The sequence below is a fragment of the Azospirillum fermentarium genome, assembly GCF_025961205.1.
Taxonomy (GTDB): Bacteria; Pseudomonadota; Alphaproteobacteria; order Azospirillales; family Azospirillaceae; genus Azospirillum; species Azospirillum fermentarium.
Map to the genome: position 1 here is coordinate 828,336 of NZ_JAOQNH010000003.1, position 11,860 is coordinate 840,195.

The window sequence follows — 11,860 nt, forward strand, 5'->3', positions numbered from 1 at the left end:
CTATTTCCCCCCGGTTGCCAGTGCCTGGCGCACCGCGTCCATCAGCCGGTCGCGGGCGGCGGGATCGATGCCCGCCACCGCCCCGGCCAGCGTGGCGCGGAAGGCCGGAATCCGCTCCAGCGGCAGCGAATCGAGCAGCCCTTCGGTCAGGGCCAGCAGGGCCGCCACCTGCAGCGCCAGCGGCTGCGGCGCCAGCCGCGGCTGGGCCAGCAGGGCGCGCATCCGCCGCCCATGGTCCACGGCACGGGCGGTGCGGGCGTCCACCATGCCGCCGAAGCGGGTGAAGGCTTCCAGTTCCAGGAACTGGGCGTAATCCAGCCGCAGGCTTTCGGCCAGGGTGCGCAGGGGGCCGGGCTGGGTCTTGCCCCCCACCCGCGACACGCTGCGGCCCACGTCCACCGCCGGCTTCTGCCCCTCGTGGAACAGCTTGGCGTCCAGGCAGATCTGCCCGTCGGTGATGGAGATCAGGTTGGTGGGGATATAGGCGCTGAGGTTGCCGGCCTGCGTCTCGGCGATGGGCAGTGCGGTCAGGGAGCCGCCGCCGAGCGCGGCGGTCAGCTTGGCCGCCCGCTCCAGCAGGCGGGCGTGGAGATAGAACACGTCGCCGGGGTACGCCTCCCGCCCCGGCGGGCGGCGCAGCAGCAGCGACAATTGCCGGTGAATGGCGGCGTGCTTGGTCAGGTCATCGACGATCACCAGGGCGTGGCGCCCGGAATCGCGGAAATACTCGGCCATGGTAAAGCCGGCGAAGGGGGCCAGCCATTGCAGCCCCGGTGCGGCATCGGACGGCGCCACCACGAACAGGGTATGGGCGCCCGCCCCGCCACGGCGCACCGCCTCCACCACCTCGCGCACGCTGGAGGATTTCTGGCCGATGGCGATGTAGACGCAGACCACATCCCCGCCGGTCTGGTTGAGGATGGCATCCACGGCGATGGCGGTCTTGCCGGTCGCGCGGTCGCCGATGATGAGTTCGCGCTGTCCGCGGCCCAGGGGGAACAGGGCGTCCACCACCAGCGTGCCGGTGGCCATGGCCTCGGTCACCGCCGCCCGCGCGGCGATGGGCGGGGCCGGGCGTTCCACCGGGTCCAGCCGCTCCGCCGCCACCGCCGGCCCGTCGTCCAGCGGGCGGCCCAGGGGGTCGAGCACGCGGCCCAGCACCCCCTCGCCCACCGGCACCGACAGGATCTGCCCGCTGCCGCGCACCCGGTCGCCGGCCATCAGGTGGGACGAATCCCCCAGCAGCACGCAGCCGATGGTGTCCTCGTCCAGATCCTCGGCCAGGGCGGCGACGTCGCCGGGGAACAGCAGCACCTCCCCCGCCCGCGCGTCGGCGAGGCCGGAGACGCGGGCGATGCCGTCGCCCACCGATTCGATGCGGCCCACGCTGTCCACCCGTGCCGTGGTGTCGGCATCGGCCAGCCGCGCCCCGGCCTCGCCGGTCCAGGCGTCAAGGGACTGGGAGAGGCTCGGCATCGGCAGGTTCCTTTCGCGCCCGCTCCGCCGCCACGGCGGCATCCAGCACGCCGCGCCAGGATTGGGCCAGCACCAGGGCGGGGAAATGCAACTCCACCCCCGCCACCAGGGCGGGGTCGGTGTGGATGTCGAGCGGGACCGGACGGCCCAGCACCGCCGACAGGTGCGCCCCCCACGCCGCACGGGTGGCGGCGTCCACCGGATGGGCGGCGACGACCGTCAGGGTGTCCCCCGGCGGCAGCAGGCGGGCGCGGCGTTCGTCGGGTTCCGCCGCCAGCGCATCGCAGGCGCGGGCGAACAGCACCGGGGTCGCATCCGCCGCCACATCGGCCACCAGCCGTCCGGCGAGTGCGGCGGCCAGGGTGACGGCGCGGCCCTTCAGCCCGGCCAGCGCATCGGTGCGTTCCTGCGCCAGCCGGGCGCGGGTGTCGGCCAGCAGCCGGTCTGCCTCGGCCTGGGCGGATTTTGCCAGGGCGGCGCGCTCGGCCTCCGCCGCCGTGTGGGCTTGGTCCAGCAGGCCGGCGCGTTCGGCCTCCAATGCCGCGCGCTCGGCGTCCACCGCGCGGCGGGCCTCCTCGGCGGCGGTGCGTTCGGCGGCGGCGGCCGTGTGGATGCGCGCCTCCTCCGCCTCCCGCGCGGCGATCACGGCCAGCACGGGGCGCCACAGGAACCGGCGCAGCAACCACACCAGCACCAGGAAATTGACCGTCTGCAGGGCGATGGTCCAGCCGTCGATGGTCATCGGCCGTCCCCCTCAATTCTTCTAAGGCAATCGAATGAAAGGTCTCTTTTCCAGATTTTAGGATTACCGTCATTCCCGCGAAGGCGGGAATCCAGTGCGCGCGTCCGCGCGCCATATGAGTCACGAGGACTCATGTCGCCGCTGTCGCGGCTCTCGCTGGATTCCCGCCTTCGCGGGAATGACGAAAAACCCAAGAGAGTTCCGAGAACCTTCATCCGACCGCCCTGTTCATTCGTCTTGGTCAAAGCGGCCCCGATCAGGCGAAGGGGTTGGCGAACAGCAGCAGCAGCGCCACCACCAGACAATAGATCGCCATGGTCTCGATCATCGCCAGCCCGACGAACAGGGTGCGCGACAGGGTGTTGGCCGCTTCGGGCTGGCGGGCGATGGCCTCCATGGCGGCGGCGACGGCGCGGCCCTCGGCCAGCGCCGGGCCGATGGCCCCGAAGGACACGGCCAAGGCCGCGGCCAGGATGCTGATCATCTGGACGGTCATGGTCTCATCCCCTCTCGATGGTTCCGGCGGCACCGGCGATGAAGACGGCGGCCAGGATGGTGAAGATATACGCCTGAACCAGCCCGGTCAGGGTTTCCAGCAGCATCAGCGGCACCGGCACGAACAGCCCGGCCAGCGCCAGCACGATGCCGATGACGAACTCCCCGCTCATGACATTGCCGAACAGGCGCACCATCAGCGAAAAGGCCCGCGTCACCTCCCCCAGAAGGTTCAGCGGCAGCATCAGCACCGTCGGATGGGCGAAGCCGGCCATATAGCCGCGCACCCCCCGCCCGCGCACGCCATAGAACTGGGTGGCAGCGAACACCACCAGCGCCAGCGCCGCCGCGGTTTCCAGCGACGCGGTGGGCGGATGCACGCCGGGCAGCAGCCCCGACAGGTTCGCCACCGCCAGATAGAGAAACAGCGTGCCCAGCAGCGGCAGATACCGCCGCCCATCGGTCTGCATGGCGTCCGACACCTGCCCGGCAATGGTCAGGACGGTCAGCTCCAGCACCGTCTGGCGCCGCCCGCCCCCCGCCGGGGACAGGCGGTGGGTCAGCAGCGCCGACGCCACCGCCATCACCGCCATCAGCCCCCAGGTGGTGACCACCGGCAGCGTCACCGGCACCGGCCCGATGGTGAAGACCACGGCCACCGTCAGCGGTGAGTCGCTCATGATCCCCTCCCCCGGCGCAGCATCACCCGCCGCGCCCCTTCGAAACCCGCCAGGGCGGCCAGCAGCACCGGCGCCCCCTGGAACGCCGCCACCACGAACACCCCGGCGGCCAGCGCGAAACGGCCCAGATGCAGCGCCACCCCGGCTAGAGCGTGTTTCCGTTGACCGGAAACACGCTCTCTCTCTGCCTCTTCCTCAAACGCCGGCGCCGCATCCGCGGCTTGGCTTCCGCGGCACGTGCCGCCCAGCAGCAGCCGCACCTCCGCCGCCAGGGCGCGGAAGAAGACCGCCCCCACGGCGGCCCCGGCCGCCAGCCCCGCCAGGATGGGCAGGGGCGACAGGTCCAGCGGTGCGCTCATTCCCGGCCGATCCTTTCCCACGCCAGCCGGCAGCCGACGACGACGCCGGCGAACAGCAGCGACACGCTCCAGAAAATGCCCGAGTCCGGCCAGCCCAGCGTCCGGTCCAACCAGCGCCCGGCGAACAGCCCCAGCAGGGACGGCGCCACCACCAGCCAGCCCAGCGCCCCGATCATCGCCAGATTGCGGGCCAGGGGCCGTTCCCCCGTGGACAGCCACAGGGCACGGCGTTCGCGGTGCCGGCGCACCGGGTCGGCCAGATGATGGCCGTCGGGGTCGGGGGGACGGGTCATGCCGCACCTCCTCCGAATCCATCGCCGAGCGCATGATCCGACGGCGGGCGCCCGGCGCGCAGATAGCCCAGCATGTGCCGCACCGCCGTCCAATGGAGCCGCTGGGCGCCGGTGCGCGCCCCCGCCTCGTCGCTTTCCGTGCGGCGGAAACGGGCCAGCACCTCGGTTTCCAGGTGGGCGAGGTCGCCGCCGGGCACGGCCTCCGCCGTGGCGACGGCGATGGTGTCGCCGGCACTGACGGTCAGCACCCCGCCACGCACGGCGCAGAATTCCTCCCGCCCCGCGCCGTCGCGCCACGCCAGCACCGACACCGTCAGCGCGGTCAGGAAATCGGCGTGGCCGGGCAGGATGCCGAAGGCGCCGCTGGGGTCTTCGGCCCGCAGATGGGTGATGCCGTCGCGGCGCACGGCGATGGCGGTGGGGGTGGTGACGGTCAGCTTCATGACGCCGCCTCCCGCTGCTTCAGGCCCGTGCGGGCGTCGTCGAGCGAGCCGGTCATGTAAAGCGCCTGTTCCGGCCAGTCGTCGGTTTCGCCGTCGAGAATGGCGCGGCAGCCGGCAATGGTGGCGGCCAGCGGCACCGACATGCCGCGGCGCCCGGTGAAGGGTTCGGTGACCAGGAACGGCTGGGTCAGGAACCGCATCAGCCGCCGCGCCCGCCCCACCACCCGGCGGTCGGACGCGCTCAACTCCTCGATGCCCAGAAGCGCGATGATGTCCTGAAGCTCGCGGTACTGGGCGATGGTGCGGCGCACCTCCTCGGCCAGCCGGCAATGAGCCTCCCCCACGTGCAGCGGGTCGAGCAGCATGGAGGTGGAGGTCAGCGGATCGACGGCGGGGTACAGCCCCTCCGCCGCCATGGCCCGCGACAGCACGATGGAACTGTCCAGATGGCTGAACAGTTCGGCCACCGCCGGGTCGGTGAAATCGTCGGCGGGGACATAGACCGCCTGGATCGCCGTCACCACCGCACCGGGGACCGAGGCCACGCGCTCCTCAAGCGCCGCCACCTCGGTCGCCAGGGTCGGCTGATAGCCCACCCGCGACGGCAGCCGGCCCAGCAGCCCCGACACCTCCGCCCCCGCCTGGACGAAGCGGAACACGTTGTCCATCAGCAGCAGCACGTCGCGCGCCGCCTCGTCGCGGAAATACTCGGCCATGGCCAGCGCGGTCATCCCCACCCGCCAGCGCGCCCCCGGCGGCTCGTTCATCTGGCCGAACACCAGGGCGGTGCGGGCCAGCACGCCGGAGCGGCCCATCTCCTCCCACAGCTCCTGTCCTTCGCGGCAGCGCTCGCCGATGCCGGCAAAGACGGAAATGCCGGTGTAGCGTTCGACCATGGTGCGGATCAGTTCCATCACCAGCACGGTCTTGCCCACCCCCGCCCCGCCGAACATGGCGGCCTTGCCGCCGCGGGCCAGCGGGGCCAGCAGGTCGATGACCTTGATGCCCGTTTCGAACGGGTCGCGGCGGGGATTCTGCCGGGCCAGGGGCGGGGCGGGGCGGTGGATGGGACGGCGCGGCGCGTCGGCGGGCAGCGGCGCACCGCCGTCCGCCGGGTTGCCCATCACGTCCACCAGCCGCCCCAGAACCCCGTCGCCCACCGGCACCGTCAGCGGGCCGTGCCAGCGGCGCACCGGGGTTCCCCGGCGCAGGCCGGCGGTATCCTGGAGCGCGATGGCGCGGACGGTGGTGGTGTTCAGGTGCGACTGCACCTCGGCGGTCAGGGCGGCGGGCCGGTCCCACAGCACCGCGATGCCTTCATTCAGGGCCGGCAGCCCGTCTTGCGCGAACCGCAGGTCGAGCACCGACCCGCGCACCGCCACGACGGCTCCATCGCCTTGTGTTTGCACGCCGTCCGTCATGATCCCGTCCCGGACCGTTTCGACTGCCGCTTCATCAACGGTACGCCGGGACGGGGGGGAGGGGTATGATTCGTATCACCGCGGCCGGCCCGCCCGCGGCATGGCTGCCGCGCGGGGAAAGCGGATCACGCCGCCAAAATCACGCCGCCAGAATGGCCCGCAGCCCTTCGAACGCCGGGTCCAGAACGGTGGCGTCGGCGTCGTCGGGATAGACGGCGTAGATGGGCAGGGTCAGCGGGTGTTCCTCCGCCAGGATCTCGCCCATGCCGGCATCCACCAGCGGCTGCACCAGCGGGCGGGGGAAATGGCCGGTGCCGCCGCACTGTTTGACGAAATCAAGCCCCAGCGTGCCCACACCGATGGACACGGGGGACGATTGCGCGTCGGGGCGCTGCAGGCTGATGTTGCGGCGGAAGGTTTCGCCCCAATCGATATGGACGTACGGCGCGTCCCCGCCCCCGTCGCCCGCCGGCATGCGGAACAGCACCAGTTCCTCTTCCAGCAGCAGATGCACCGACAGCCCCGGCAGGGCGCGGGGGGAATAGAGAACCGCCAGATCCAGCGTGCCGTCCTGGAGCCGCTGCAACAGCCCGTCGGGCAGACCCACGTCGCAGCGCAGCGCGATGTCGGGGGCGTTCTGGCGCATCCAGGGAATCCAGCGGTTCAGCAGGCGGTTCCACACCCCCGCCTCGCCCCCCATGCGCAGCAGCGCCCGGTGGCCGGCGGGCAGTGCGGCTTCCTGGCGGGCCACTTCCCACAGGCGCAGCATGGCGGCGGCGTGGCGCTGGAAGCGGCTGCCGGCGGCGGTGAGGCTGGCGCCGGTCTTGTTGCGCACGAACAGGCGGCAACCGAGACGCTGTTCAAGCTGGCGGATGCGGGCGCTGACCGTCGATTGGGTGACGTGGAGCCGGGCCGCGGCGGCGACGAAACCGCCCGCGGCCACCACTTCCAGAAACGTCCGGGCCATTTCGATATCCATGCCGCCCTGCAGCCCTTTGAAAAACACCGTTCGCCGCCGCCACTATAACGCATCGGTTTTACCGATGATATCCATCAATAAATTTCGCTTTTGGCACCATAGTCGTAGGGTTAGCTTCCGCCATCCATTCAGGGCCGGCGGTCCACCCTCCCCCGCGGCAGGTACAGCCGGAAGATGTGGTGCATCTTTCGGCATCGGTGCGATTGAGCCTCGCCGGGCATTCCCTGAACCCGTAGACCTTGAGGAGTGCTGACGTGTCGATCACCCGTGTCGTTTTCTTTGCCTCTGCTCTCGCCCTGAGCGCGACCGCCGCCTATGCCGACGGCGACGCCGCCGCCGGTGAAAAGGTGTTCAACGTCTGCAAGGCGTGCCACACCATCGAGGCCGGCGGCCCGAACCGCGTCGGCCCGAACCTGCACGGCATCGTCGGCCGCAAGGCCGGCACCGCCGCCGGCTTCGCCTATTCCAAGCCGATGCAGGATTTCGGCGTCACCTGGGACGAGGAAAAGCTGAACGCCTACATCACCGATCCCAAGGCCACGGTGCCCGGCAACAAGATGGCCTTCGCCGGTCTGAAGGACGACGCCAAGCGCGCCGACCTGATCGCCTACCTCAAGAGCCAGTCCCAGTGATTTCGTGATCCGGCGGCCGCCCCGTTCCCCCGGCCGGGCGGCCTGACGGATCACGGCACGCTGTGTGGGGTCCCCTCCCCGCACGACGGGAGGACGGTGCCGCGGCGGGTTATCCCCTTATCCCGCCGCGGCACCGTCCATCTCGGCAGCCGGAACGGCGTTCGGATCGCCGAAGGCGGTTTCCCACGCCAGACCCGGCAGGGCGATGGACCGGCGCCCGCCACGGTCGGCACGGCACACGATGTGGCCGCGCTGTTCCATATAGGTCAGCAGCCGGCGGGCACGCCCCGCGGACCGGCTGCCGCAGGCCCGCGCCACCTCGTGGTCGGACGGGCACGGGTCGCCGTTCAGCGCCGCCCGCGCGATCATCAGATACACCCCCTGGATATCCTCCGACAGGCCGGACGCGATGGCCTGCACCTGTTCCCAATCGGGAACCTGGGCGGTGGCGGCATCGTCCACCCCCGCCCGCGCGGCGGCCAGACGGCGGCGGAAGGCCGGCAGGTCCAACGGCGGCCCCGCCACCCGGCGGATGCGGCAGCGCACGAGAAAATCCTGATACAGCACGGCCACCGAGCGGAAGGCGGCGTCGGGATCGGCCAGCACCTCCTCCATCACCGCGTCGATCTGCGGGCCGGGATCGGGCGGCGGTTCGGCGGGCACGGCGTCGGCGGCGTCCCCGTCCGCAGCGGCGGCGGTTTCGCTGGCCAGCAGGATGGCCGGGCGCACGCGGGCAAGCTGTGCCATCACCTCCGCCGTTGACGGCGCGGCGCGGCGCGGCGGCGGGGGCGGCGGCAGGGCCGGTCCGGTGCTGGTCAGAATAAGGCCGCGGGCATCCTCCACCGGCGTTTCCGGCAGGGGCAGCAGGCGCGGGCTGCCGCTGCGGGCCGCGGTCTCCACCGTACCGATGCGGATGGGCAGGGGCCGGCGCGACAGCGCGGGGCCAAGGGCGACGAAATGCCCGCGCTCCAGATCGCGGAAGCTTTCCGCCTGCCGCCGCTCCATGCCCAGGAGGTCGGCGGCGCGCGCCATGTCGATGTCGAGGAAGGTGCGGCCCATCAGGAAGTTGGAGGCTTCCGCCGCCACGTTCTTGGCCAGCTTGGCCAGACGCTGGGTGGCGATGACGCCGGCCAGCCCGCGCTTGCGCCCGCGGCACATCAGGTTGGTCATGGCGCCCAGGGACAGCTTGCGCGCCTCGTCCGACACCTCCCCGGCAGCGGCGGGGGCGAAGAGCTGCGCCTCGTCCACCACCACCAGCACGGGATACCAGTAATCGCGGTCGGCGTCGAACAGCCCGCCCAGGAAGGCGGCCGCCGCGCGCATCTGCGCCTCGGTATCCAGACCCTCCAGATTGAGGACGACGGACACGCGGTGCTGCCGCACCCGCCCGGCGATGCCCTGCAGCGCCCCTTCGGTGTGATCGGCGGCGTCCACCACCACATGGCCGAAACGGTCGGCCAGCGTGACGAAATCCCCCTCGGGATCGACGATGATCTGCTGCACCCAGGCCGCCGACTGTTCCACCAGCCGGCGCAGCAGGTGCGATTTGCCCGACCCGGAATTGCCCTGCACCAGCAGGCGCGTCGCCAGCAACTCTTCCAGATCCAGCGCCGCGGGCGTGCCGCCCGTGGTCGTCCCCATCTCGATCGCCAGCTTCATGCCCGTCCCAACAAACCGTCCTGCCCGGAAAGCCGGCCTCTATACAGCAAAACCGCCGCCCGTGGGGAGCGGCGGTTTCGCAACAGTCCGGCGGGAAACGGTTACTCCGCCGCCACCGCTTGGGCTTCCATCATCGACCCGGTGTTCTGGTAGCGGACGTGCCAGGAGAACGCCTCTTCCAGCAGGTGCGGCGTGTGCCCGCCCCGCTTCAGGGCGCGGCGGAAATAGTCGTCGGCCATGGCGCGGTAGGTGGGGTGGACGCAGTTGCGGATGATGATCTCCGCCCGTTCCCGCGGGGCCAGGCCACGCAGGTCGGCCAGCCCCACCTCGGTCACCAGAACGTCCACGTCGTGCTCGTTGTGGTCCACGTGGCTGACCATGGGCACGATGGACGAGATGGCCCCGCCCTTGGCCAGCGACTTGGTGACGAACACCGCCAGATAGGCGTTGCGGGCGAAGTCACCCGACCCGCCGATGCCGTTCATCATCTGGGTGCCGTTGACGTGGGTGGAGTTGACGTTGCCGTAGATGTCGCACTCCAGCGCCGTGTTGATGCCGATGACGCCCAGGCGGCGGATGACCTCCGGGTGGTTGGAGATCTCCTGCGGGCGCAGCAGCAGCCGGCCCTTGTAGCTGCCGATCCTGGGCAGCACCTCGGCATACTTGTCGGCGCTCAGCGTGATCGACGAGCCGGACGCGAAGGTCAGCTTGCCGGCGTCGAACAGGTCAAAGGTGCTGTCCTGCAACACCTCGCTGTACATGGTCAGGTCGTGGAACGGCCCCTCGATCAGGCCGTGCAGCACGGCGTTGGCGATGGTGCCGATGCCGGCCTGCAGCGGGTTCAGGCTGCGCGACAGCCGGCCCTTGCGCACCTCGCTCTCGAAGAACTCGATCAGGTGGCCGGCGATGGCCTTGGTCTCGTCGTCGGGGGGCAGGATGTTGGCCGAGCTGTCCGCCTTGCGCGTCACCACGATGGCGGCGATCTTCGACGGGTCGATGGGGATATAGGGCAGGCCGGCGCGGCTTTCCGGCGTCACCACCGGGATCGGCTCGCGGAACGGACGGCGGGTGGGGATGTAGACGTCGTGCAGCCCCTCCAGCTCCAAGGGCTGGGTCAGGTTCAGCTCGATGATGACCTTTTCCGCCAGGATGGCGAAGGTGGCGGTGTTGCCGATGGAGGTGGTGGGGATGATGCCGCCGTTCTCGGTGATGGCGCAGGCCTCCACCACGGCGATGTCCACCGGCCCCATCTGGCGCGAGCGCAGCAGTTCGACGGTTTCCGACAGGTGCTGATCGACGAACATCACCTCGCCGCGGTTGATGGCGCGGCGCAGGACGGGATCGGCCTGGAACGGCAGGCGGCGGGCAAGCACGCCGGCTTCCGTCAGGATCTTGTCCACGTCGTTGCCCAGCGAGGCGCCGGTCATCAGCGTGATCTTCAGATTGTCGGTAGCGGCCCGCTCGGCCAGCGCCAGAGGCACGGCCTTGGCGTCACCGGCGCGGGTAAAGCCGCTCATGCCCACAGTCATGCCGTCCTTGATCAGCATGGCCGCTTCTTCCGGGGAAACCACCTTTCCCCAGAGCGACTTCAAACGGATTCGATCCTGATACATCAAGCGTCCCTACGGTTTCTTGGCAATTCTTGGGCAGTGCCAGGGGAGCGTTTCCGTTTATCTTTTCTTTCTTCATGCGTACGGCGAAATGATGTGTCCCCACAACAGACAGAATGGAATATCAGCGTCCTCTTACCCGCATACCGGTCCGTATGGTATCAAGCCCTTTCCGCTTGGCTCAGAATCCAGCGGCGGAACGCGGCCAGCGGCGGGTATTGCCCCCGCGCCGGGGGATGGACGAGGTAGTACGAGCGCGCGCTGCGGTAGGGGGGAACCACCATGGGCACCAGGGTGCCCGCCTGCAACTCCGCCTGGATCAGCAGCGTGGGCAGCAGCGCCACCCCCAGCCCGGCGATGGCCGCCTGGGCGGTGATGGCGAACTGTTCGAAATGCATGCCGGTGCCGGCGTGGCGCCCGATGCCGTGGGCGGTGAACCATTCCATCCACGCATAGGCACGGCTGGTGGTGTGGAGCAGCGGCAATGCGGCGATGTCCGCCGGCCCCGCCACCGCATGAGCCGCATGGAAGGCGGGGGAGGCCACGGGCAGCACATCCTCCCCCATCAACCGGTCGCAGACGGCACCGGGCCAGTCGGGATCGCCGAAATGGATGGCGGCGTCGATCTCCGCCCCCCGAAAATCGAAGGGTTCCAGACGGGTGATGACGTGCAGGATCACCTCCGGGTTCCTGGCCTGAAAATCGGGCAGCCGCGGCACCAGCCAGCGGGTGCCGAAGGTGGGCAGCACCGCCAGCGCCAGCACCCCGCCCTTGGGGGCAGCGATGACGCGCAGGCTGGCCGCCCCGATGCGGCGGAGCGCGTCGGCCACCGATTCCGCGTAATCCTGCCCCGCCGGCGTCAGGGCGACGCGCTGCCCCTCGCGCACGAACAGCGGACATCCCAGCAGGTCTTCCAGCGCCTTGATCTGGCGGCTGACCGCCCCTTGGGTCAGGCCAAGCTCCTGGCCCGCCGCGGTGAAGCTGCCGGTGCGGGCGGCGGCATCGAAGGCGGTCAGTGCGCTCATGGACGGCAGGTGGCGGCGGGGCGGCGGCATGAGGGGTTGCTCTCGG

The 11,860-nt window shown here is 70.6% G+C and carries 13 protein-coding genes; 1 reads left to right on the forward strand and 12 read right to left on the reverse strand.

Annotated elements, in window-relative coordinates; genetic code table 11:
- From M2352_RS23855 to M2352_RS23895, 9 genes are all read right to left on the reverse strand, one after another.
- The gene (locus M2352_RS23855; RefSeq protein ID WP_264667028.1) at positions 1–1,476 is read right to left on the reverse strand and encodes a F0F1 ATP synthase subunit alpha; all 1,476 of its coding nucleotides are present in this window, start codon (positions 1,474–1,476) and stop codon (positions 1–3) included.
- The gene (locus M2352_RS23860; RefSeq protein WP_264667029.1) at positions 1,451–2,218 is read right to left on the reverse strand and encodes a F0F1 ATP synthase subunit B family protein; all 768 of its coding nucleotides are present in this window, start codon (positions 2,216–2,218) and stop codon (positions 1,451–1,453) included. Before M2352_RS23860 ends, M2352_RS23855 begins: the two co-directional genes overlap by 26 nt.
- Before the next feature lie 256 nt (positions 2,219–2,474).
- On the reverse strand, positions 2,475–2,714 hold the full coding sequence (locus tag M2352_RS23865) for a F0F1 ATP synthase subunit C (protein WP_264667030.1): 240 nt from the start codon (positions 2,712–2,714) through the stop codon (positions 2,475–2,477).
- 4 nt (positions 2,715–2,718) lie between these two features.
- Positions 2,719–3,393, reverse strand: a complete 675-nt coding sequence (locus M2352_RS23870) for a F0F1 ATP synthase subunit A (RefSeq protein ID WP_264667031.1) — start codon at positions 3,391–3,393, stop codon at positions 2,719–2,721.
- Entirely contained in the window at positions 3,390–3,752 is a 363-nt protein-coding gene (locus M2352_RS23875; protein ID WP_264667032.1) for an N-ATPase subunit AtpR, read from the reverse strand. Before M2352_RS23875 ends, M2352_RS23870 begins: the two co-directional genes overlap by 4 nt.
- The gene (locus tag M2352_RS23880; RefSeq protein WP_264667033.1) at positions 3,749–4,045 is read right to left on the reverse strand and encodes an AtpZ/AtpI family protein; all 297 of its coding nucleotides are present in this window, start codon (positions 4,043–4,045) and stop codon (positions 3,749–3,751) included. Before M2352_RS23880 ends, M2352_RS23875 begins: the two co-directional genes overlap by 4 nt.
- Complete coding sequence (locus M2352_RS23885) at positions 4,042–4,488, reverse strand: F0F1 ATP synthase subunit epsilon (RefSeq protein WP_264667034.1); 447 nt, start codon at positions 4,486–4,488, stop codon at positions 4,042–4,044. The genes M2352_RS23880 and M2352_RS23885 overlap by 4 nt, the downstream gene beginning before the upstream one ends.
- Positions 4,485–5,909, reverse strand: coding sequence for a F0F1 ATP synthase subunit beta (gene atpD, locus M2352_RS23890; RefSeq protein WP_264667035.1), 1,425 nt, complete (start codon positions 5,907–5,909; stop codon positions 4,485–4,487). The genes M2352_RS23885 and atpD overlap by 4 nt, the downstream gene beginning before the upstream one ends.
- A gap of 139 nt (positions 5,910–6,048) precedes the next feature.
- A complete protein-coding gene (locus M2352_RS23895; protein WP_264667036.1) occupies positions 6,049–6,876 on the reverse strand; it encodes a LysR family transcriptional regulator in 828 nt (275 codons plus the stop codon).
- Positions 6,877–7,142: 266 nt separating this feature from the next.
- On the opposite strand from M2352_RS23895, the gene M2352_RS23900 reads away from it, so the two are divergent.
- Positions 7,143–7,520, forward strand: a complete 378-nt coding sequence (locus M2352_RS23900) for a c-type cytochrome (protein ID WP_264667037.1) — start codon at positions 7,143–7,145, stop codon at positions 7,518–7,520.
- A gap of 117 nt (positions 7,521–7,637) precedes the next feature.
- Here the strand turns inward: M2352_RS23900 and M2352_RS23905 are convergent, their stop codons facing one another.
- The 3 genes from M2352_RS23905 to M2352_RS23915 form a co-directional block, all read right to left on the reverse strand.
- The gene (locus M2352_RS23905; RefSeq protein ID WP_264667038.1) at positions 7,638–9,179 is read right to left on the reverse strand and encodes an ATP-binding protein; all 1,542 of its coding nucleotides are present in this window, start codon (positions 9,177–9,179) and stop codon (positions 7,638–7,640) included.
- 101 nt (positions 9,180–9,280) lie between these two features.
- On the reverse strand, positions 9,281–10,792 hold the full coding sequence (locus M2352_RS23910; RefSeq protein ID WP_264667039.1) for an acetyl-CoA hydrolase/transferase family protein: 1,512 nt from the start codon (positions 10,790–10,792) through the stop codon (positions 9,281–9,283).
- A 158-nt stretch (positions 10,793–10,950) separates the two neighbouring features.
- Positions 10,951–11,844 (reverse strand): LysR substrate-binding domain-containing protein, encoded by an 894-nt coding sequence (locus M2352_RS23915; protein ID WP_264667040.1) that lies wholly within the window; start codon positions 11,842–11,844, stop codon positions 10,951–10,953.
- Between the last annotated feature and the right edge of the window lie 16 nt (positions 11,845–11,860).